General features: G+C 74.4%; 15 protein-coding genes and 1 pseudogene. 6 read left to right on the top strand and 10 right to left on the bottom strand.

Annotated elements, in window-relative coordinates:
* The first annotated feature begins 29 nt into the window (after positions 1-29).
* Positions 30-1,160: a glycine cleavage system aminomethyltransferase GcvT gene (gene gcvT / locus ABZS77_RS24120; RefSeq protein WP_354826784.1), complete on the top strand. Its 1,131-nt coding sequence runs from the start codon at positions 30-32 to the stop codon at positions 1,158-1,160.
* A gap of 57 nt (positions 1,161-1,217) precedes the next feature.
* On the opposite strand, the gene ABZS77_RS24115 is transcribed toward gcvT, so the two are convergent.
* The 4 genes and pseudogenes from ABZS77_RS24115 to ABZS77_RS24100 all read right to left on the bottom strand — a co-directional run.
* The gene (locus tag ABZS77_RS24115; protein ID WP_354826782.1) at positions 1,218-2,522 is read right to left on the bottom strand and encodes a DUF2314 domain-containing protein; all 1,305 of its coding nucleotides are present in this window, start codon (positions 2,520-2,522) and stop codon (positions 1,218-1,220) included.
* A 66-nt stretch (positions 2,523-2,588) separates the two neighbouring features.
* On the bottom strand, positions 2,589-3,362 hold the full coding sequence (locus tag ABZS77_RS24110) for an adenosylcobinamide-GDP ribazoletransferase (protein WP_354826779.1): 774 nt from the start codon (positions 3,360-3,362) through the stop codon (positions 2,589-2,591).
* Complete coding sequence (locus tag ABZS77_RS24105; protein ID WP_354826776.1) at positions 3,352-5,226, bottom strand: bifunctional adenosylcobinamide kinase/adenosylcobinamide-phosphate guanylyltransferase; 1,875 nt, start codon at positions 5,224-5,226, stop codon at positions 3,352-3,354. The genes ABZS77_RS24110 and ABZS77_RS24105 overlap by 11 nt, the downstream gene beginning before the upstream one ends.
* Positions 5,227-5,615: 389 nt before the next feature.
* Positions 5,616-7,025: pseudogene (locus ABZS77_RS24100) on the bottom strand (protein kinase); the annotation flags it as partial.
* 146 nt (positions 7,026-7,171) lie between these two features.
* Here ABZS77_RS24100 and ABZS77_RS24095 point away from each other — a divergent pair.
* The gene (locus tag ABZS77_RS24095; protein WP_354826774.1) at positions 7,172-7,372 is read left to right on the top strand and encodes a hypothetical protein; all 201 of its coding nucleotides are present in this window, start codon (positions 7,172-7,174) and stop codon (positions 7,370-7,372) included.
* Positions 7,372-8,169 (top strand): site-2 protease family protein, encoded by a 798-nt coding sequence (locus ABZS77_RS24090; RefSeq protein WP_354826772.1) that lies wholly within the window; start codon positions 7,372-7,374, stop codon positions 8,167-8,169. Before ABZS77_RS24095 ends, ABZS77_RS24090 begins: the two co-directional genes overlap by 1 nt.
* Positions 8,170-8,224: 55 nt before the next feature.
* On the opposite strand, the gene ABZS77_RS24085 is transcribed toward ABZS77_RS24090, so the two are convergent.
* The 6 genes from ABZS77_RS24085 to nadA form a co-directional block, all read right to left on the bottom strand.
* Complete coding sequence (locus tag ABZS77_RS24085; protein WP_354826769.1) at positions 8,225-9,223, bottom strand: aldo/keto reductase family protein; 999 nt, start codon at positions 9,221-9,223, stop codon at positions 8,225-8,227.
* 74 nt (positions 9,224-9,297) lie between these two features.
* Positions 9,298-13,911 carry a WG repeat-containing protein gene (locus tag ABZS77_RS24080; RefSeq protein WP_354826766.1) on the bottom strand — a complete coding sequence of 1,538 codons (4,614 nt, stop codon included), beginning with the start codon at positions 13,909-13,911 and terminating at the stop codon, positions 9,298-9,300.
* 387 nt (positions 13,912-14,298) lie between these two features.
* Positions 14,299-14,859: an XRE family transcriptional regulator gene (locus ABZS77_RS24075; RefSeq protein ID WP_354826764.1), complete on the bottom strand. Its 561-nt coding sequence runs from the start codon at positions 14,857-14,859 to the stop codon at positions 14,299-14,301.
* A 144-nt stretch (positions 14,860-15,003) separates the two neighbouring features.
* Entirely contained in the window at positions 15,004-15,597 is a 594-nt protein-coding gene (locus ABZS77_RS24070) for a DUF3043 domain-containing protein (protein WP_354826761.1), read from the bottom strand.
* 113 nt (positions 15,598-15,710) lie between these two features.
* Positions 15,711-17,066, bottom strand: coding sequence for a UDP-N-acetylglucosamine 1-carboxyvinyltransferase (gene murA, locus ABZS77_RS24065; RefSeq protein ID WP_354826759.1), 1,356 nt, complete (start codon positions 17,064-17,066; stop codon positions 15,711-15,713).
* A gap of 212 nt (positions 17,067-17,278) precedes the next feature.
* Positions 17,279-18,478, bottom strand: a complete 1,200-nt coding sequence (nadA, locus tag ABZS77_RS24060; protein WP_354826757.1) for a quinolinate synthase NadA — start codon at positions 18,476-18,478, stop codon at positions 17,279-17,281.
* 68 nt (positions 18,479-18,546) lie between these two features.
* On the opposite strand from nadA, the gene ABZS77_RS24055 reads away from it, so the two are divergent.
* The 3 genes from ABZS77_RS24055 (at position 18,547) to ABZS77_RS24045 (ending at position 21,371) form a co-directional block, all read left to right on the top strand.
* Complete coding sequence (locus tag ABZS77_RS24055) at positions 18,547-19,686, top strand: glycerate kinase (protein WP_354826945.1); 1,140 nt, start codon at positions 18,547-18,549, stop codon at positions 19,684-19,686.
* 171 nt (positions 19,687-19,857) lie between these two features.
* The gene (erpA, locus tag ABZS77_RS24050) at positions 19,858-20,226 is read left to right on the top strand and encodes an iron-sulfur cluster insertion protein ErpA (protein WP_074313193.1); all 369 of its coding nucleotides are present in this window, start codon (positions 19,858-19,860) and stop codon (positions 20,224-20,226) included.
* Positions 20,227-20,393: 167 nt separating this feature from the next.
* Positions 20,394-21,371 (top strand): carbohydrate kinase family protein, encoded by a 978-nt coding sequence (locus ABZS77_RS24045; protein ID WP_354826754.1) that lies wholly within the window; start codon positions 20,394-20,396, stop codon positions 21,369-21,371.
* Positions 21,372-21,397 lie beyond the last annotated feature (26 nt).

The following is a 21,397-nucleotide window of genomic DNA, read 5'->3' as shown; positions in this document are numbered from 1 at the left end:
GCCACGTTGCCCCCGGTAAGTTGCCACCCATGACCGACGTGACCTCCGACGCCGCCGCGACCCGGCTGCGCCGTTCCCCGCTGCACCAGCGGCACACCGCCGCCGGCGCCAAGTTCGCCCCCTTCGGGGGCTGGGAGATGCCGCTGGAGTACGCCGGCGGCGGGGTGCTCAAGGAGCACACCTCGGTGCGTACCGCGGTGGGGGTCTTCGACGTCTCACACCTGGGCAAGGCCCGGGTGAGCGGCCCCGGCGCGGCCGACTTCGTCAACGCCTGCCTCAGCAACGACCTGGGCCGCATCGGCCCCGGCCGGGCGCAGTACACGCTCTGCTGCGACGACGCCACCGGCGGCGTGGTGGACGACATCATCGCCTACCTGTACGCCGACGACCACGTCTTCCTCATCCCGAACGCCGCGAACACCGCCGAGGTGGTGCGCCGGCTCCGCGCCGCCGCGCCGGAGCGGGTCACCGTCACCGACGAGCACGAGGCGTACGCGGTGCTGGCCGTGCAGGGCCCGCGCTCGGCCGAACTGCTGGACGCCCTCGGCCTGCCCACCGAGCACGGCTACATGAGCTTCTCGGCGGCGCCCCTGGCCGGTGTGGAGCTGACCGTGTGCCGCACCGGCTACACCGGGGAGCTGGGCTACGAGCTGGTCGTACCCGCCGAGCACGCGGTGGCCGTGTGGGACGCGCTCTTCGCCGCCGGCGAGGCGTTCGAGCTGCGCGCCTGCGGGCTGGCGGCCCGGGACACGCTGCGCACCGAGATGGGTTACCCGCTGCACGGGCAGGACCTGTCGCTGGACATCACCCCGGTGCAGGCCCGCTCCGGGTGGGCGGTCGGCTGGGACAAGCCGGCCTTCTGGGGCCGCGACGCGCTGCTCGCCGAGAAGGCCGCCGGCCCCCGTCGTACGCTGCGCGGCCTGGTGGCGGTCGACCGTGCCATCCCGCGCCCGGGGATGACCCTGCACGTGGGTGACGCCCAGGTCGGCGTGGTGACCAGCGGCACCTTCAGCCCGACGAGGAAGCAGGGCATCGCCCTGGCCCTGCTGGACGCCGACGCCAACCTGTCCGACGGCGACGAGGTCGAGATCGACATCCGAGGCCGCCGGGCCCCCCTGACCCTGACCAGGCCCCCCTTCGTGACCCCCTCCGTACGCTGAGGTTGATCATGAGGTTGACGGGTTCTTCGGAGATCGAAGTCACCGTCAACCTCATGATCAACGCTGCTTGTCGGGTGGGGTGGGGGGTTCCCCGGAGTCCAGGACCGCCTGGGTCCAGCCGCCCTCGATGACGCCCGTCGCGTCCAGGACGGCCCAGTCGACGACCTCGGTCGCCTCCACCACCACCGGGGCGCCGATGCGCACGCTCGGATCGGTGTTGGCGTCGCTGGCGCTCACGCCGACGATCCGCTCCGGGGTCTCCCACGAGGTGACACCCGCCCAGACGTACTCGGGGCCGTCGTCGCCGGGCAGGCCGTACTTCACCACCAGCTGCGACTCGGCGGGCAACCGGCCGGCCACGAACCGGGCCCGCGCGTCGCCAAGCGCGGCGCGGGCCGTGGCCACCGCCCGGCTCATCGCGTCACCGGAGCGGGCGTAGCGCACGTCCGGCTGGATCCCGGAGAACAGCGTCGCGCAGGCGGCGGCGTAGTAGCGCCCGTCCGGACCGGGATGCCCCGCCGGCGGGCGCAGGCTGAGGAACGAGTCGGCCTCCGGGTCGGTCGCCGGATCCAACTCCAGGCGCAGCAGCACCGGCGCGGTCGCCCCGTGCTGCTCCGGGTTGCCGTACGCCACCGCGATGTCGTGCCCGGTCACCGTGGCCAGCACCGGCAGCTGCACGAACGCCGGCACCTCCTCGCCGGTGAGCCCGTCGGTCCAGTCCCGCAGCAGCCGGCGCGCCGCCCCGGTCATCACCGCGCCCCAGGCCCGGGTCAGGTGGTCGGGCACCCCCTGGGTCTGCAACTCCAGCAGTCCGAAGCGGCGCAGACCCTTCGTGGTGAACCACAACCCCTCGGTGTCCGAGGAGTACGGAACCAGCACCCAGTCGACCAGCCGGATCCGGCCCTGCTCGTCGGGGAGCGAGCGCAGCGCGGTCGCCGGGTCGAGGAACTGGAGGCCGAACACGTCCACCACGTCGCTGTCGACGGACTCGGCGACCGCCGCGGCGACCGCCCGGGCCGCCCACTCGTGCGCCGGCGGCCAACCCGGCCGGTACTCGGCCTGCACGACGACGAGGTGCGTGGCCGCCGCCAGCCGCGCGAGCTGCTCCTCGGTGGCGCCGAACGCGGTGAGCAGATCCGGTGGCAGCTCGGGGAACTCCGCGATCGGCCGGGTGTCCACGCTCATCAGCGGGCTGTCCAGCATCTGCCGGGCGAGCCCGTGCACCGGCTCGGCGAGCCGGCCGGTCAGCGCCGCCACCGCCGTCTTCGCGCTGACCTTCGGCAGCCCGACCATCGGCACCAGGTAGGTCGCGCTGAGCGACTCCGGCACCGGTACGGGCAGGAAGTCGTCAGTGATGAGCATGTGGGTTCCCCCGGTGGCCGTGCCGGTGCTGTCGTGCCGAACGCTACCCGGCCCGCCGCGCCCGCTTCAGGCGGACAGCACCAGACCCAGGTAGACGAGCGTGGTGACCACCTCGACGGTCGCGCCGAGGACGTCGCCGGTGATCCCGCCGAACCGGCGTACCACGTGGTGGAGCAGCGCGAGCGCGACGGCGAGCGCGACGACGACGACCAGTGGCCCCTGCCACGGGCGGCCCGGCACCGCGGGCATCGCCAGCAGCGCGACGGCGACCACGCCGGCGGCCGGTGCCAGTGGGCCCACCGTGCCGGCCACCAGCGCGCCGAGGCCGTCGGGTCGGGCCGCCGGTACGCCCCGACGGCAGGCCAGCGTCACGCCCAGCCGCCCGGCTGCGGTCGCCGCGACCACCGCCGCGAGACACGCCGGCCAGGGGCGGCTGGCCAACTCGCCCAGCGCCGCCGCCTGCACCAGCAGGACGACCACCAGGGCGACCACGCCGAACGGACCGACGTCCGGCTTCTTCATGATCTCCAGTGCCGCCCCGCCCCGCCGGTACGAGCCGAGGGCGTCCACGGTGTCGGCCAGCCCGTCGAGGTGCAGCCCCCGGGTGAGCAGGGCCGCCGCCCCCAGCGTCACGCCGGCGGCCACCAGCGGTGCGGTGAGCGCGCCGACGAGCAGCAGCACCCCGGCCAGCGACGCCCCGAGCAGCGCGCCGACCACCGGGGCGAGCGCCATCGCGGTGCCGGCCACCGGGCGGTCGATCCGCCCGGCGCGCACCGGCAGGATGCTGAACGTGGTGACCGCCAGTCGGGCGCCCGCGACGAGCCGCGACTCAGCCGGCACGCCAGCCCGACGCCGGCTGCTCGTCGACACCGGTGCTGGCCGGGCCCGGCCCGTCCGGCTCCGGCTCGGCGAAGTCCGGCTCGGTGTACTCCTCGTCGGTGGACTCCGGCGCCGGCTCGCCACCGCCGAGCGACGGGTGGGTCGGCAGCGCGGCGGCCAGCGCCAGCACCGAACGCAGCAGCGGCAACGCGACAAGCGCGTTGGCTCCCTCGCCCAGGTCCAGTCGAAGGTCCAGCAGCGGGGTGAGGCCGAGCACGTCGGCGGCGAGCCGCACCGCCGGGTGACCGCCGTGGTCGGCGAGCAGACACCAGTGGCGGGCCTGCCCGGCCAGGTCGCGGCTGATCATGCCGGCGGCCAACCCGACCGGCCCGTCCAGCAGCACCGGCACCCGCCGGGCGGTCGCGCCCAGCAGCACGCCGGTCGCCACCGCCACGTCACCGCCACCCAGTTCGGCCAGGACGTCCTTGGCGCCGCGCGCCGACCTGCGGGTGCGGTGCAGCGCGTCGCGTACCGCCGCGCAGCGGACCATCCAGGCCGCGTCGTCGATCTCGCCGGACTCGGTGAACACCCGGCCGAGCACGGCCGGCGGTTCCGCGCCCGCCGTGGCCGCGAGCACCGCCGCGGCAGCCGCCTCGGTGCCGGCCCCGCACGCCCCCAGCACCAGCAGTTGTACGCCGGCGTCGGCGGCCTGCTCGGCCAACCGCCAGCCGTACCGCAGCGCCGACTCGACCTGCTCGGGGGAGAGCGCCGGCTCGTCCTCCATGGCCGCCGCCGTCGGGGCGTCCACCACCTGGAGGCTCGCGCCGCTCTCGGCGGCCAGCCGGGCCAGCGCGCCCTGGCCGGCGCGGGCCTGCCGGGCCCGGCGTGCCGACTCACCGGCGACCGTGCCGGCCGAGGCCCCACCCGCGTGGTCGCCGTGCAGGAGCAGCACCCGCACCGAGCCCCAGGCGGCCGGCGTCGAGGTGGCCTGGGTGGCGGCCGCGAAGCCGACCACCCGGTCCAGGACGCCGAGCCCGGCGCCGGGTACGTCCAACGTGGCCAGACGGTCCACCGCCTGCGGGCCGGCGTACTCGTCGGGCATCGGAAGCTCCATGCCCGGCTGGATGACGAGGCCGGTGGCCACCATCGGCAGCGCCATCGTCGGGGCGGCCCACGGGTTGCCGGGTTCCTGGTTCGGGGCGGCCGGCGCGGGGTGGGTCAGCACCTCCGGCAGCTGCACCTCGGGCGTGGGCTCGGTGTCGGTGTCGGCCGGGACCGGCTGCGGGGCGACCCGCGCGGTGGCCGTCGCGGCGGCGGGCGCCGTCGCCACGGCACGGTCGGTCGGCTTCAGCCACACCGGCTGGCCGGCGACCACCAGCGCCACCGCGTCGCAGGCGTCGGCGACCGCGCGGTTCGCCGCACCCAGCGCGTCGGTGAACGCCCGCCCCAGCGGGGTGGTCGGCACCAGCGACAACCCCACCTCGGGGCTGACCAGCACCACCCGCGCCGAGCAGGTGCGGATCGCCTCGGCCAGCTCGGCGATCGTCGCCACGTCGTCGGCCGGCTGGTGCTCGGGGTCGAGCAGCACCGTCACCCAGCCGCCCAGGTCGTCCACGAGCAGCGTCTCGTTGGGCTCGGCGGACTCGAGCACGTCGGCCAGCCGGCGCGGCTCCGAGGCCGTCTCCTCGGTGCTCCAGCTGCCCGGCCGGCGGGCGCGGTGCGACGCCAGCCGCGTCGCCCACTCGGTGTCCTCCGGGTCGCCCTGCGGCGCGGTGGCGAGGTAACGGACCACCGGCGCGTCGATGACCAGGGACTCGGCGAACTCCGACTTGCCGGACCGGATGCCGCCGAGCACCAGGACCGTGTTCCACCCGTCAACGGACATGCCCGTACCTTAAGGCCGGCCGGGGTCACCCTGCCTGCCGGCCCGGTGCTCCTGTCCGGTCAGTCGCAGTGCTCGAAGCCGCTGCCGTAGCTGATCCCGCCGGTGGAGCCGCCCCACCTGACGCACGTCCCGGCGGCGGTGGCCCGTACCGGCCCGGCGTAGTAGTCGAACGACCCGCTGTCGGTGTCGCGTGCCCGCCCCCGCACCTCCAGGTACGCCGACACCGCCGACCTCGCCCCGACCGCGGTGTCCTTCAGGGTGACCACGCAGTTGGCCCCGGTGCCCGCGTGGTAGAGCAGGTAGACCCGGCCCTTACGCTGCCCGCCGCCGGTCAGCGTCGCCGAGTCGATCACCTGGTAGCCGCTGCCGCAGACCTGCGCCGCCGTGTACGGGTTGGCGCGGCTCGTCGCGCCGCCGCTGGGCGTCGACCGGCCGCTGGCCGTCGGGCCCGGCGAGCCGGCCGGCGCGGTGGTGCGGGCCGGTCCGCCGCTGGTCGGGGCGTCCGGCCGCGTTCTTTCGCCGGTCGGCTCGACGGTGGCGGCGCGGCCCGGGGTGCCGCCGGGCCGGCCCGACGGGCTGCCCGCCTGTGGGGAGGGCAGGGGGAGACCCTCGGCCGACGCCGGCTCACCGGCCAGCGCCGGCCCGTCCGTGTCGCCGGGCTCCCCACCGTGGCGCAGCGCGGCGACGGCCACGGCGACCAGTGCCACGAGGACGACCACGCCGGCCCCGATCGCCAGCGGGACACGCCGTCCGGACGACGCGCCGGGCAGCGCGTCCTCCTCCCGGGTCGGCCGGGTCGCCGACAGGTACGGGTCCGCCGGGGGACGTGGCGGCACCGGGGCCGTCGCGACGCTCGACGGTGCGACGGGCGGCGGCGGTGTGGTGCGCGGCGGCGGTGCCGTGGGGACGGCCGGGGTGGGCGCGGCCACCGCCCACGGCGGGCGGGCGGCGGGCGGGACGCGGACCAGGGTGGCGTCCCGGGCGTCGCCGGCGGCCGCGGCCAGCTCCGCGGCGCTGGCGAACCGGTCCGTCGGACGTTTGCCCATCGCCCGGGCCACCACCGCCGCCACCGCCGGCGGGGTGTCCGACGGCAGCGGCGCCGGCTCGTCCTCGGCGTGCCGCAGGGCCACCGCGAGCGGGTTGTCGCCGTCGAACGGCGGCTGCCCGGTGAGGCAGAAGTACGCCACCGCGCCGAGCGCGTACACGTCGGTGGCCGCGGCGACCCGCTGCCCGGTGGCCTGCTCGGGCGACATGTACGCGGCGGTGCCGAGCACCATGTTCGCGGCGGTCAGCCCGGTCATGCTCCGGGAGCGGGCGATGCCGAAGTCGACGAGCACCACCCGGCCGTCGGCCTTGACCAGCAGGTTGCCCGGCTTCACGTCCCGGTGCACGATGCCGGCGAGGTGGGCGGTGTGCAGCGCGTCGGCGGCCTGGGCCAGCACCGACATGGTGGTGGCCGCGTCGAGCCGTCCCGCCGCGCGTACCTTCGCCGACAGTGGCTCGCCCTCGACGTACTCCATCACCAGGTAGTCGACCCGGCCGCCGTCGGCGAGCCCGGTCTGCCCGACGTCGTGCACCCCGACCACGCCGGGGTGCCGTAGCGCCGCCAGCATCCGCGCCTCGGCCCGGAACCGGGCGGTGAACTCGGGATCCGCCACCAGCGACGGCAGCAGCACCTTGACCGCCACCTCGCGTTCCAGCAGCACGTCGGTGCCACGCCACACCGCGCCCATACCGCCCGTCGCCACCCGCTCACCCAGCCGATAACGGTCGTCGAGCAGCACTCCCCGAGTCAGCACCGAGCCACCGTACCGACCGGCGTCGCCCGGGATTGATCAACCCAGGGGTCGCGGTGGGGGCGAGCGAGCGGCCGTCGGGCGCGGGGGCGGACTACGCTGGCGGGGGTTCGTCCCACGGGGACTTCAGCGGCGAGGGGAGACGCGGCATGGCGTGGAGCTGGCGGTACGAGGGCACGGACGGCCAGACGGTCGAGGGACCTGCGGAGTCGTTCGGCAGCCAGGCCGACGCCGAATCATGGATCGGTCAGACCTGGCGGGAGCTCGCGGCGTCCGGCGTCACCTCGGTCGCGCTCGTCGAGGACGAGCGGGTGGAGTACCGGATGAGCCTGCTGCCCACGGCCGAGTGATGAGCTACGACCGGCCGGGCGCCGACGGGCTGGTGCTCGGGGTGCCGAAGGCGGCGTTCCGGCCCAGCCCCGTCTTCCTCGGCCTGGTCGCGCTCTTCGCGGTGAGCGGGGTGCTGACCTGGAACGGGTACGGCAACGCCCGCTTCAACGTTTTCCTGTTCGTGGTCTCCGGCTGGCTGGTGTCGCTCTGCCTGCACGAGTACGCCCACGCGGTGGTCGCGTACCGGGCCGGTGACCGGGACATCGCCCACCGCGGCTACCTGACGCTCAACCCGTTCAAGTACACCCATCCGCTGCTGTCGATCGTGCTGCCGGTGGTGGTGGTGCTGCTCGGCGGCATCGGCCTGCCCGGCGGCGCGGTGTGGGTGGACCGGCACTCCATTGCGGGGCGGCTGCGGCACACCCTGGTGAGCCTCGCCGGCCCGGCCACCAACGTGCTGTTCACGCTGCTGCTGGTGCTGGCGGTGCGGGTCGGTACGTCCTCGGGTGGCCCGGTGGAGTTCTGGGCGGGGGTGGCGTTGCTGGCGTTCCTCCAGCTCACCGCGAGCGTGCTCAACCTGCTGCCGGTGCCCGGCCTGGACGGCGGCAACATGATCCAGCCGTGGCTCAACCCGCAGTGGCGCCGGATGTACGACCTGTTCGCCCCGTACGGCTTCATCCTGCTCTTCGCGCTGCTGTGGAACCCGCGCATCGGAGGTTGGTTCTTCGACGCGGTCTTCGCGGTCGGTGACCTGCTCGGTCTGCCGTCGTGGCTCTACGCCACCGGCCTCGACCTGATCCGCTTCTGGCAGAGCTGAGCTGACCGGTCCGGCCGGCGCGGAAGATGAACGCGCCGAACGAACCGGGCTGGCGTCAGGGACGCTGCGCGGGAGACTCGGTCTTCGCCGGGTCCCGTTCGGTGACCGGCTCGACGATCTCGTCGATCGCCTTGAGCAGCTCGGCGTCGAGCTTCACCCCGGCCGCCTTCACGTTGTCGTGCACCTGGTTGGGGCGGGACGCGCCGATGATCGCCGACGAGACGTTCGGGTTCTGCAGGACCCACGCCACGGCGAGCTGGGCCATGCTCAGCCCGGCCTGCTCGGCGAGGGGCTTGAGCCGCTGCACCCGGGTCAGCACGTCGTCGTTCATGAACCGGGAGATGAAGCCCGCGCCGGACTTCTCGTCGGTGGCGCGGGAACCGGCCGGCGGCGGCTGCCCCGGCAGGTACTTGCCGGAGAGCACGCCCTGCGCCATCGGCGACCAGACGATCTGCCCGATGCCCAGCTCCTCGCTGGCCGGCACCACCTCGGCCTCGATGACCCGCCACAGCATCGAGTACTGCGGCTGGTTGGAGACCAGCGGGACGTGCAGCTCCCGGGCGAGCGGGTGCGCGGCGCGCAGCTGCTCGGCGGTCCACTCGGAGACCCCGATGTAGTGCGCCTTACCGGAGTGCACGACGTCGGCGAAGGCCTCCATCGTCTCCTCCAGCGGAGTGCTGCAGTCGTACCGGTGGGCCTGGTAGAGGTCCACGTAGTCGGTGCGCAGCCGGCGCAGCGAGCCGTTGATCGACCCCATGATGTGCTTGCGGGACAGGCCACGGTCGTTGCGACCCGGCCCGGTCGGCCAGTAGACCTTGGTGAAGATCTCCAGGCCCTCCCGGCGCTCGTTCTCCAGCGCCCGGCCGAGGACGTCCTCCGCTCGGGTGCCGGCGTACACGTCCGCGGTGTCGAAGGTCGTGATCCCCGCGTCCAGGGCGGCCCGCACGCAGGCGAACGCGGCGTCCTCCTCGACCTGCGAACCGTGGGTGATCCAGTTGCCGTACGAGATCTCGCTGACCATCAGGCCGGAACGGCCCAGGTGTCGGAATTCCATTCCCCGACCCTAGCCCCGCCAGGTGAACACCGCCGACCGGCGGCTGCCGGCCGGCGTCCCGTCCGGTGTGGCGCTCAGAGCACCGGGTTCGCGTCGGTGAGCAACCGGTCGATCTCCTCGAGCACCGCCGCGCGGTCGGGGTGCACCGGGTCGATCAGCGGCCCCGCGCCCCGGTCCAGCGCGCCCCACCGCCCGTCGGGGGTCTCGACGACGAACGCCACCGGGTGGATGACGAGCGTCGGGTACGCCGGCGGCACCAGCACCGCCCCGGCGCGGTCCACCACACCCCGCCGACCCGCCACGTCGACGACGGCGAGACCCTCGTCGGTGAACCCGTCGACCTGCTCCCCACCGGCCAGTTCGGTGTGGAAGCCGTGGTAGCGGGTGGGCACCACGATCCGGCCCGCCCGGTCGACGGCACCCCACCCCTCCCGCCGTACCGCCGCCACACCCTGCCGGAACGGGCGCACGTCGGCGAAGTTCGGCGGCACCTGCACCGAGCCGGTCGCGTCGATGGCCGTCCAGCCGCCCTCACCGACCACCCACGCCAGACCGTCGCTGAACGGTTGCGCCATCCGGTACGACGGCGGGATCACCGTCGTACCGAGCAGGTTGATCAGCGACCACCGGTCGGTGTCGGGGCGGCGCACCCAGGCCAGCCCGTCGTGGAACGGCTGCACCTCCGCGTACCGGGCGGGGATGACCAGGTCACCGTCCGCGTCGGTGTAACCCCAGAGGGCTCCGTCCTGGCCCGGCATCGGGGGCCGGTCCCGGTCGAGAATGTCGTCCCGACTCCGGGGGTACGGCCCGAAGCCGTCCGCCGACGCGCGGGCGGTGACCGCGTCCAGGGCCACCCGGATCCGGTCCAGCAGTTCGGCGTCGCCGGCACCGCGCAGGTCGAGTGCCCGCTCGAAGTGGTGGCAGGCCTCCATGAGCCGCCCCTGGTCGTAGCAGGACCGACCGGCGTGCTCGTGCAGCGCCGCCCGCAACCGGTCGGGCAGTTCGATCGAGTTCGCCCGGGCGAACAGCAGGTCGGCCTCGGCGAAGTCACCGCGCCACCGCAGCACGTGGGCCAGCCGGGCCTGGGCCAGGGCGGTCCGGCGCAGCTCCCCGGTGGCCTCGGCGTACGTGAGGGCCAGTCGACCGTCGGCCAGCGCGTCGTCCAGTTCGCCGAGGATCCGGGACGCCACCGCCCGCAGGCTGAGCAGCCGTGCCCGCGCCCGGTTGTCGGCGGCCGAACCCAACTTGCCTGTCAGCCGCCGCCGGATGGCCCGCAGGTCGTCCGGCTCGGTCAACTCCTCCCGCAGGGTGACCGGGTCCAGCCGCCAGCGGTACGCACCCAGGACCTGCTCCGGGTCGCCCTCGTCGGCCAGCGACGGGCGGGTCGGCTCCGGCGGGTCGGCGGGTGGCGCGGACACCGGCGTGCTCTCGGCGGACGACCCGCTCCGGGGCGCCGGAACGACAATGGCCGGGACACCGGAGGCGGGTGCGTCGGCAGCGGGTGCGCCGGAGGCGGGTGCACCGGAGGCGGGTGCACCGGAGACGGGTGCGTCCGGCAGGGGCGTCGCCGGGGCGGGTGGTGCGGAGACCGGTCCGGACGGGAACGGCGGCGCGGACACCGGCGGGGCGGACACCGGCGGGGCGGACACCGGCGGGGCGGACACCGGCGGCGCGGACACCGGCGGGGCGGACACCTGCGCTGCCGCGTCGGGCCGCTCGGGGTCCTCGGGCCGCGCGGAGGTCACCTCGACCGCAGGTTCGTGGTCGTCCCACACCGGTGTCGCGGGTGGCTGGGTTGCCGCGTCGAAATCGGCGACGTCCGTCGGTCCGCCTGACGCGCCGGAGCTGAGGGAGGGCGGCTCGGATTCGGTGTACGGGTACGACAGCGTGCCGTTCGGCGCCCCGGAGACCGGGCGTGCCGGCGGTGCGGAGATCGGGCGTGCCGGCGGAGCGGACACCGGGTCGAGCGCCGCCGACCCGTAACCGGGTTCCCCGTCCGTGGCGACACCGCCACCCCAGGGATCCTCGTCACCCCGGCTGGCGCCGTCCGCGCTTCCTGCCGGCGGTGCCGAGACCTGTCGCATCGGCGGTGCCGAGACCGACGCCGCCGGTGGTGCGGAGACCGGGTATGCCGGCGGTGCGGGGACCGAGGCCGCCGGTGGTGCGGAGACCGACGCCGCCGGTGGTGCGGAGACGGGCGGTGCGGAGTCCGGGTAGGCCGGCGGGGCGGAGACGGGCGGCGCCGAGACCGGGTATGCCGGCGGCGCGGAGACCGGGCGTGCCGGCGGTGCGGAGACCGGGCGTGCCGGCGGTGCGGGGACCGAGGCCTCCGGTGGTGCGGAGACGGGCGGCGCGGAGTCCGCGTATGCCGGCGGCGCGGAGACCGGGCGCGCCGGAGGTGCCGAGACCGACGCCGGTGGCGCGGAGACGGGCGGAGCGGAGACGGGGAGTGCCGGCGGCGCGGAGACCGGGGGTGCGGAGACCGGGGGTGCGGTCGGTTCGACTGCCACGTCGTCCCGTCGGTCGGTCGCCGTACCGGCGGTCGGTGTCGACCGCTCGTGGCGTTCTTCCGTGCGGGGCGGCGGGTCGTCGGTGACCGGCCGTCCCGCTGTCGACGGCTGGTCCGTCGTCGTTCCGTCCTGGTCGGACTCCGCCGTCTGCGCGGGGCTGAACCAGGCGTCCGGCCCGCGCACCGGCGTCTCGGTTGGCTCCGTGGCGGGCGGTACGGACGGTTCCGAGGGCGGCGGAGGGATGTAGCGGCGTGGTACGCCAGGGGCGATCGGGAGCGCCGGCTCGGCGTCCGCCGAGGCCGGGTCGGCGGCGGAGGGCGTGGCCCGGTCGGGTTGCTGCCAGGCGGGCGGGGCGGGGTCGCCGGGCGGTCGCTGGTCGGGTGTCCGCTCCCCGGTCGGCCGTTCGTCGGCCGGACGGTTCGTCGGGGTGGTGCCGGGGTAGCGCGGCGGTGCGGCGGGCTGCGCCGAGGCGGACGGCGCCGGCGGTGTCCGCCGCTCGGCCGGCTGCGACTGGGCTGGCGACGGCTGCCGGGGCGGCTCGTCGGACGGCGGCGGATCCACGGGCGCGGGCAGGAACTCCAGCCGGAGGCGGGCGGCCGGCGGAGCCGAGACGGGTACGTCCGCTGCCGGCGAGACGGGGGTCGCCGAGACCGGCCGGTCCCGGTCCGGGCGACCGGGTGGGCTGTGCTCGGCCGGCCGGTGCCCGTGCTCGGATGCGGGGGAGACCGGCGCGGCCGAGACCGGCCGGTCCCATCCGGGTGTCGCGGCGGGGGAGACGGGTGCGGAGGGCACCTGGCGCTCCGGGCGTGCGGGAGTGACCCGGTCCGGGGTGGCGGGGGAGACCGGCGCCGGCGGCACCGCAGCGGTCCGACCGGGGGTGGCCGGCGGCGGCGCGGGACGGCCCGTTCGCTCGTCGTACCGGGGCGGTGGGGCCGGCGGGCGCTCGGACCGGGCGGCCGGTCGCGCCGCGACGCCGGGTTCGGTGGGCCGGTGGGGTTCGGGACGGTGGCCCGGCTCCCGGGCGCGGTCCTGCCGCACCGGACCGGGTGGCGGCCACGGCAGGTCGCCGTCCGGCCGGTGTCCGGGCCGTGGCCGGGCCTCGCGGTAGGCGTCCTCGCGGTAGGTGTCCGGTCGGACCTCCTCGCGGGGACGCCGCTCCGGGTACGTCTCGGCGCGGGCCGCCGCTTCGCGTGGCTGCTGCCGGTACGGGTCGGCGTCGGGTCGCCGGCGCTCGTCGTCCCTGCGCGGCTGGCCTGTCGTCTCCGGGTCGGGCCGGCGGCGGCGTCCGTCCTCGGGTGTGCGTGGCGCGCCGGCGCCCTCGTCGGGGCGGTAGCGCGGGCGGCTGTCCACGGGCGCCCACTGGCCCGGACCCTCGGCGGCCCAGCCGTCGGCCGGGCGGGCGTCGGGACCCCGGGTGGGCCGGGGGCCGTACCCGTCGGAGGGGTGCCGGTCGTGGCCGGCGGCCGGCCGGTCCTGCGCGCCACGGCGGCGCGGCGGCTCATCGGGCTCCGGGACCCAACCGGGATCGGCGCGGGGCGCGGGGGAGCCGTGTGGTGTGCCTGGGTAGCCCCGGTCCCGTTCGGCCGGCTCGTGGCGGGACGGGCGACCGTCGTACCGCTCGGTGGCGGGCTGGTCGCGGTGCCAGGCGGCCTCGCGGGCCGGCGCGCGTTCGTCGCCGGGGCGCCGGTCGGACCAGGCGGTACGCCGGTCCGGCTCGGCCGGGCGGCGGTCGTCGCGTCGGGGCGGCTCGGGCAGGGGCCGCCGGTACGGCTCGTGGTCGTAGTGGCGGGTGTCGGTGGAGCGGCCGTGGCCGGACGTCTCGACGGGGCGCTCGTCGCCGCGGGGGCGGCCGTAGCCGTCGTCGTCGGCCCGGGACCGGCCGGGTCCCTGCTCCTCGTCGGGCCAGGGTCGGCCGTACGGGTCCTGCTCGGGCGGGGGTTCGTCGGTCCACGACCGGCCCAGGTACGTGCCGTCGGGGCGGGTGGGCGCCAGGGGCGGCACCTCGGTCCGGCCGACGACGGCCGCCCGGCCGCGTGGCGGCGGCGGTGGCTGGTGGGACATCCCGATGTCGCCGGGGTAGCGCTGTCCGGGGAACTGGGGATGCCACTCGGTGGTCGGTTCGAGCACCCAGGACGGTTCGTTCGGGTCCCGCCACCGGTCGGTGTAGCGGCCGTTCATGCGTCGAGCCCGTCGCCGCACGCGGGCGTTCGGCCGATCCCCGCCGGGGGTGGTCCGTCCGCGTTCGTGCCCCGGTGACCGCCGGGCGTCCGGTCGCCGCCTGCCACGCCCCGGTGGCCGGCTCGCGTCCGCTCGCTCACGGCGTTGTCACCTCGTTGCACATTGTCGCGCTGGGGCCCTCGCGTACCGGTTCCGGGTCGCCCGTCCCGGCAGGGCGTGGCTGCGGATGGAGGGTAACGGCGTGGGCTCTTCCACCGCCACTGTGGCACCGCCCACGGGCGCAAACGTTATCCCATAGTTTCGGACATTTGGGTCTATAACCGAATCTGGCTTCCGACGATACTCCCACCGCCGGCCCAGGGCTGGGGCGGGCCTGCCGGCAGAGGATCAGGGATGCTCCATGACGAGTACGGCGACGGTGCCGGGCAGCAGCGCCTCGTAGCGGTGCGGCGCGTCGCCGGGGAACGCGGCGTAGTCGCCCGGATCGATCTCGACCGGGCCCGACTCGGGGCCCACCCGCAGCCGTCCGGCGGTGAGCACCACGTGCTCGACGCTGCGCGGCGTGTGCGCGTCGGCGGTCCGGATCGCGCCCGGCTCCAGCTTGATCAGATAGATGTCCCGGCGCAGGTTCGCCGCGCCGGCGCTGAGCAGGGTGCCGGTGAAGTCGGCCTGCTCGGAGCGGACCTGTGGCCCCTCGCCGGCCCGGATCACCCGCACGCCGTCCGACGCCGGCTCCACCAGCCGGCCGAGCGGTACGCTCAGCGCCACGCTGAGCGCCCACAGCGTCTCCATGCTCGGGTTGCCGGTCCCCGACTCCAATTGGGACAGGACGGACTCTTCGACCCCGGCCCGGCGGGCGAGCTCGGCCAGCGAGATGCCGACCCGTTCGCGTTCCCGACGCAGGGCACCGGCGATGGTGGCGAGCGGGCCGTCCGGCTCAGCAGGCATGGCGGGTGCTCCAGGGATCAGTGTTCGTCGCGCCGACCAGCGACGACCTGTTCACCGGGGTGAACTACGCGTACCGTACAACGAACTTCCGGGCCCCGGACGCTTCGTGGCGGGCTTGGGTCGACGCCGCTCGTGCGCGGACGCTCAGACCTTGTCGCCGAGGTTCACCTGGGGAGCCGGAGCGCGCATCCGCCGGAAGGTGATCGAGCGCATCACCGCGTACAGGTAGAGCGAACCCATGCGCTGGTCGGTCTTCGGGAAGCGTTCCCGGACCAACTTGCCGATCTTGCGGCAGATCAGCACCGAGTCGACGATCACGCCCAGCGCCAGAGCGCCCCAGAGCAGGTTGGAGATCAACCGCACCGGGGCCGGCATCGCCGCGTTCGACCCGATCAGCACGATCAGCGCGCCGCCGAAGAACCAGGTGCCGACGGTACGCCGGGAGTCGACCACGTTGCGCGCTAGCAGCCGCTCCGGACCGCGGTCGCGGGGGCCACCCTCACGGCGGAACTCCGACGCGGCCTCGGCACGCAGCTGACGGCGGCGCTCCCGCTCCTCCTCCTTGGTCAGAGGACGGCTGGGGCCGGCCGGGCGGCGGCCGACGGTGGGCCGCTTCGGAGTCTCACGACCCTTGGCCGGGGTGTAACCCCGGGGACGGTCGGCGGTCTCCTCGGGGGTCACCGAGGTGACGGCCTCGTCGACGAGGTCGGTGGACTTGCGGCGAAAGAGCGACGGCACGCGGCAAGGGTAGCCAACGGTCCGCGCCCGGTGCACATCGCGGTGTACCGGCAAACGGCTCCGGGCCGTAGCGCGACCCGGAGCCGTCGAAGCCGAACGATGGGTGACCGGGATTACGGGCGCTCGGTGTGCGCGCCCAGGTGGGCGAGCTTGGCCTCGAAGTCCTCGTAGCCCCGGTTGATCAGGTCGACGCCGTACACCCGGGAGGTGCCCTCGGCCGCGAGCGCCGCGATCAGGTGGCTGAACCCGGCCCGCAGGTCGGGGATGACCAGGTCGGCGGCGTGCAGCTTGCTCGGCCCGGCGATGACCGCCGAGTGCTTGAAGTTGCGCCGGCCGAAACGGCACGGGGTGCCGCCGAGGCAGTCCCGGTAGACCTGGATGTTGGCGCCCATCGAGTTCAGCGCCTCGGTGTAGCCCAGCCGCTGCTCGTACACCGTCTCGTGGACGATCGACAGGCCACGGGCCTGGGTCAGCGCCACGACCAGCGGCTGCTGCCAGTCGGTCATGAAGCCGGGGTGCACGTCGGTCTCCAGCGCCACGGCGTTCAGCTCGCCACCGGGGTGCCAGAAGCGGATGCCGCCCTCCTGGCCCGGGTCGCCCAGCTTCGGCGCACGCGCGTCGGTGACCTCGTACTCGCCGCCGACCGACCGGAAGATGTTGAGGAAGGTCATCATGTCGGCCTGCTGCGCGCCGAGCACCTCGACGTGGCCACGGGTGGCCAGCGCGGCGGCCGCCCAGCTCGCCGCCTCGATCCGGTCCGGGATCGGCCGGTGCGTGTAGCCGTGCAGCTTCGGCACGCCCTGGATCTCGATCACCCGGTCGGTGTGCACCTTGATGATCGCGCCCATCTTCTGCAGGATGCAGATCAGGTCGATGATCTCCGGCTCCACCGCCGCGTTGCGCAGCTCGGTGACACCCTCGGCCATCACCGCGGTCAGCAGCACCTGCTCGGTGGCGCCGACACTCGGGTACGGCAGGGCGAACTTGGTGCCGTGCAGGCCGTTCGGCGCGGACAGGTGCAGACCCTCCGGCCGCTTCTCCACGGTCGCGCCGAACTCCCGCAGCGCCTGGAGGTGGAAGTCGATCGGACGCGGGCCGATGTGGCAGCCGCCCAGGTCCGGGATGAACGCGTGCCCCAGCCGGTGCAGCAGCGGGCCGCAGAACAGGATCGGGATCCGGCTCGACCCGGCGTGCACGTTGATCTGGTCGGTGCTGGCGCTCTCCACGTTCGCCGGGTCGAAGACGAGCTCGCCGTCCTCGGCGCCGTCGGTGACCTTGACGCCGTGCAGACCGAGCAGACCCCGCACCACCTCGACGTCGCGGATCTTCGGCACGTCGAACAGTCGGCTCGGGCTGTCGCCGAGGAGCGCGGCGACCATCGCCTTCGAAACCAGGTTCTTCGCGCCGCGCACGCGGATCCGCCCTTCAAGCGGAGTGCCTCCGTGCACGACCAGGACGTCGTCGGTCAACGCAACCTCCAGCGCTTCGGTGCTGCTGTGTTGATGGTGGGGAGCGTGAACCTTGTCGCTACCCCGGATGCGGCCATATCGAAACGGCCCGCTCGCGTCGTCGCTCCGGCAGCATAGCCCTCGGTGACGAAAAAGGACTCGGTCACACCGGCGTGTGTGGCATTAATCGGTGATCCGGTGCTTTTGGGTACCAACGACGCTACGGATCGTGATCAGCCGGCGGTCGGTGGCGGAGTGTCCGCTCCCGGCAGGGCGAGCATCTGGTCCAGTGCCACCCGGGCGTGGTGGGCGGTGTCGGCGTCCACCGTGATCTGGTTGACCACCCGACCCGCGACCAGCTCCTCCAGGGCCCACACCAGGTGCGGCAGGTCGATCCGGTTCATCGTCGAGCAGTAGCAGACCGCCTTGTCCAGGAACATGATCTGCTTGTCCGGGTGCGCCAGCGCGAGCCGGCGGACCAGGTTCAGCTCGGTGCCCAGCGCCCACGCCGAGCCGGCCGGGGCCGCCTCGATCGTCTTGATGATGTACTCGGTGGAGCCGACGTAGTCGGACGCGGTGACCACCTCGTGCCGGCACTCCGGGTGGACCAGCACGTTGACCCCCGGCACCCGCTCCCGTACGTCGTTGACGCTGTCGAGCGTGAACCGGCCGTGCACCGAGCAGTGCCCCCGCCAGAGGATCATCTTGGCGTCGCGCAGCTGCTCCGGGGTGAGCCCGCCACCGGGCTTGTGCGGGTCGTAGAGCACGCAGTCGTCCAACGACAGGCCCATCTCCAGCACCGCCGTGTTGCGGCCCAGGTGCTGGTCGGGCAGGAAGAGCACCTTCTGACCCTGCTCGAACGCCCAGTCCAGGGCGCGCTTGGCGTTCGACGACGTGCAGACCACGCCGCCGTTGCGCCCGACGAAGCCCTTGATGTCGGCCGAGGAGTTCATGTACGTCACCGGGACCGTCTCCCCGGCGATGCCCAGCTCGGTCAGCGTGTCCCAGGCGGCCTCGACCTGACCCAGCACCGCCATGTCCGCCATCGAACAGCCCGCCGCGAGGTCGGGCAGGATCACCCGCTGGGTGTCCGTGGTGAGGATGTCGGCGCTCTCGGCCATGAAGTGCACGCCGCAGAAGACGATGTACTCCGCGTCCGGACGGGCCGCCGCCTCCCGGGCCAGCTTGAACGAGTCGCCGGTCACGTCCGCGAACTGGATCACCTCGTCGCGCTGGTAGTGGTGCCCCAGCACGAAGACCTTGCTGCCCAGCTTCGCCTTCGCGGCCGTTGCGCGGGCCACCAGATCCGGATCGCTGGGCGCCGGCAGGTCGCCCGGACACTCGACGCCGCGCTCGGTGTCGGGGTCGCTGCCCCGGCCGAGCAGCAGCAGAGCCGTCGCCGTGTTGGAGGGTTCCACCCAGGTCGAAGTCACGTAGCCCATGGTCCCACAGCGCGAGCGCGGCGCAGCTTCGCTCGGTGTGGGCTGCCACACTGCTCGGCATGCGCGTGCTGCTCTGCCCGGACAAGTTCGCTGGCACCCTGTCCGCACCGGAGGTGGCCGACGCGGTGGCCGCCGGTTGGCGTTCCGTCGCCGACGGTGACGACCTGCTGATCCGGCCCCTCGCCGACGGCGGGCCGGGCTTCGTCGAGGTGCTCGCCGAGGCCCTCGGAGGGCGGCGCGTACAGGTGTCGACGGTCGACCCGCTGGGCCGGCCCGCGGCAGGTGAGATCCTGCTCACCGCCGACGGCACGACCGCCTACCTGGAGAGCGCCCAGGCGTGCGGACTGCACCTGCTCACCCCCGCAGAACGCGACCCGAAGGCCACCACCTCGTACGGGCTGGGTCTGCTGGTGGCCGCAGCTGTGGAGAGCGGGGCGCGGACGGTGGTGATCGGGCTGGGCGGCTCGGCCACCAACGACGCCGGCGCCGGCATGCTCGCCGCGCTGGGTGTGACACCGCTCGACGCCACGGGTGCCGCGTTGCCGTACGGCGGGGCGGCGTTGGCTCTCGTCGACGCCCTCGACGGCGCGCCACGGCTGCGCGGTGCCCGACTGGTCGCCGCCACCGACGTGGACAACCCGCTGCTCGGTCTGCACGGCGCGAGCAACGTGTTCGGCCCGCAGAAGGGCGCCGACCGTGCCGACGTCCTGCTGCTCGACGCCGCCCTGGAACGCTTCGCCGCGGTGCTGGAGCGGGACCTGCCCGGCTGCCCGGCCGGGCTCGGCGCGTTGCCCGGCGGCGGTGCCGCGGGTGGTCTCGGCGCGGCCATCCTCGCCCTGGGTGGCGGCTGCGAGTCGGGCATCGGCCTGGTCACCCGCGCCACCGCGCTGGACGCCGCGCTGGACACCGCCGACCTGGTGATCACCGGGGAGGGGTCGTTCGACCATCAGTCGCTGCGCGGCAAGGTGGTCGCCGGGGTGGCCGGCGCGGCCCGGGACCGGGGCGTCCCCTGCGTGGTGGTGGCCGGTCAGGTGAGCACCGGCCGGCGCGAGGCCGCGTCGGCCGGGGTGACCGACGCGTACAGCCTGGTGGAGCACTTCGGCGGCGAACAGGCCGGCGGGCTCGACGCCGCGCTGAGCAGGCCCGCCGAGGGGCTGCGCGAGCTGGGCGCCCGACTGGCCCGGCAGTGGAGCCGCTGAGTGCCCGGGGGTCACCCCGTCGGCCGGCCGACCTGCGGCGGCGATCACGCCACGCGGGTGCGCCCGGCCGGGGCGGCGTACGATCGGTCCAGGACCACAACCGGGAATCACTGGACGGCGCGCGACGTTGGCCAGTGCGTCCGGACCCACACCGCGCAGGGAGACTTCCACGTGACCACGCCAGCGCAGACCGAGTCGACCGAGGCCAAGGCCCCTACTTCCGTCGTCCTCACCGACGTCGCGGCGCAGAAGGTCAAGGCCCTGATCGAGCAGGAGGGCCGCGACGACCTGCGGCTCCGCGTCGCGGTGCAGCCTGGTGGCTGCTCCGGCCTGCGGTACCAGCTGTTCTTCGACGAGCGTTCGCTCGACGGTGATGTCGTCACCGATTTCGGTGGTGTCGAGGTCGTCGTCGACCGGATGAGCGCCCCGTACCTGTCCGGCGCGACGATCGACTTCGCCGACCGGATCGACGCCCAGGGCTTCACCATCGACAACCCCAACGCGGGCAACTCCTGCGCCTGCGGTGACTCGTTCAACTGAGTCACGCGCCACGCACCACCCATGACCGGGGCCGTCCTTCGGGGCGGCCCCGTCGTCGTGCCTGGGAGCGGTGTTCCGAACGGTCGCCGTTGTCCGACCGACCGGACACCGCCCGTTCACCGGGCCGGTAGGCTGACCGCGCCCTGCTCCCGACCCCGAGGGTTGACATGAAGATCGCCGTGACCGGCTCGATCGCCACCGATCACCTGATGAGCTTCCCCGGTCGCTTCGCCGACCAGCTCATCGCCGATCAGCTGCACAAGGTTTCGCTCTCCTTCCTGGTGGACGACCTGGTGCTCCGCCGTGGCGGTGTGGCGGCGAACATCTCCTTCGGCATGGGGCAGCTGGGTCTGCGCCCGGTCCTGCTCGGGGCGGTCGGCGCCGACTTCGCCGACTACCGCTCCTGGCTGGAGCGGCACGGCGTCGACTGCGATTCGGTGCACGTCAGCGAGGTCGCGCACACCGCGCGGTTCGTCTGCACCACCGACACCGACATGTGCCAGATCGCCTCGTTCTACGCCGGTGCGATGAGCGAGGCCCGCAACATCGAGCTGGCCCCGGTCGCCGACCGGCTCGGCGGTCTGGACCTGGTGCTGGTCAGCGCCAACGACCCGGAGGCGATGCTGCGGCACTCGGCCGAGTGCCGCTCCCGCGGGTACGCGTTCGCCGCCGACCCGTCGCAGCAGCTCGCCCGGATGGGCGGCGAGGACGTGGTGGCCCTGATCGAGGGCGCCGAGTTCCTGATGACCAACGACTACGAGAAGTCGCTGTTGCAGAGCAAGGCGCAGCTGAGCGACGACCAACTGCTGGACCTGGTCAAGGTGCGGGTCACCACGCTGGGCAAGCACGGCGTGGACATCGCCGGGCGCGACATCGACCCGATCCACGTGCCCATCGCGCGGGAGATCCGGGCCGTCGACCCGACCGGTGTGGGCGACGGCTTCCGGGCTGGTTTCTTCACCGCGCTGTCCTGGGGCGTCGGCCTGGAGCGCGCCGCCCAGGTCGGCTCGCTGCTGGCCACGCTCGTGCTGGAGACCGTCGGCACCCAGGAGTACGAGGTGCGCCGCGACCTGTTCGTCAAGCGCCTGGCCGAGTCCTACGGCGACACCGCCGCCGAGGAGATCCGCCCCCACCTGCTCCCGTAAGGCCTCCCGTAACCCGGGCGATCTTG

Source organism: Micromonospora sp. NPDC005298, assembly GCF_040607375.1.
Taxonomy (GTDB): Bacteria; Actinomycetota; Actinomycetes; order Mycobacteriales; family Micromonosporaceae; genus Micromonospora.
This window is presented reverse-complemented; position numbering and strand designations above follow the sequence as displayed.

What these genes read in the sequence shown, in the direction of transcription:
- gcvT (WP_354826784.1), top strand. Translation starts at nt 30, where the DNA reads ATGACCGACGTGACCTCCGACGCCGCCGCGACCCGGCTGCGCCGTTCC.
- ABZS77_RS24115 (WP_354826782.1), bottom strand. Translation starts at nt 2,522, where the DNA reads ATGCTCATCACTGACGACTTCCTGCCCGTACCGGTGCCGGAGTCGCTC.
- ABZS77_RS24105 (WP_354826776.1), bottom strand. Translation starts at nt 5,226, where the DNA reads ATGTCCGTTGACGGGTGGAACACGGTCCTGGTGCTCGGCGGCATCCGG.
- ABZS77_RS24095 (WP_354826774.1), top strand. Translation starts at nt 7,172, where the DNA reads ATGGCGTGGAGCTGGCGGTACGAGGGCACGGACGGCCAGACGGTCGAG.
- ABZS77_RS24090 (WP_354826772.1), top strand. Translation starts at nt 7,372, where the DNA reads ATGAGCTACGACCGGCCGGGCGCCGACGGGCTGGTGCTCGGGGTGCCG.
- ABZS77_RS24085 (WP_354826769.1), bottom strand. Translation starts at nt 9,223, where the DNA reads ATGGAATTCCGACACCTGGGCCGTTCCGGCCTGATGGTCAGCGAGATC.
- ABZS77_RS24080 (WP_354826766.1), bottom strand. Translation starts at nt 13,911, where the DNA reads ATGAACGGCCGCTACACCGACCGGTGGCGGGACCCGAACGAACCGTCC.
- ABZS77_RS24075 (WP_354826764.1), bottom strand. Translation starts at nt 14,859, where the DNA reads ATGCCTGCTGAGCCGGACGGCCCGCTCGCCACCATCGCCGGTGCCCTG.
- ABZS77_RS24055 (WP_354826945.1), top strand. Translation starts at nt 18,547, where the DNA reads ATGCGCGTGCTGCTCTGCCCGGACAAGTTCGCTGGCACCCTGTCCGCA.
- ABZS77_RS24045 (WP_354826754.1), top strand. Translation starts at nt 20,394, where the DNA reads ATGAAGATCGCCGTGACCGGCTCGATCGCCACCGATCACCTGATGAGC.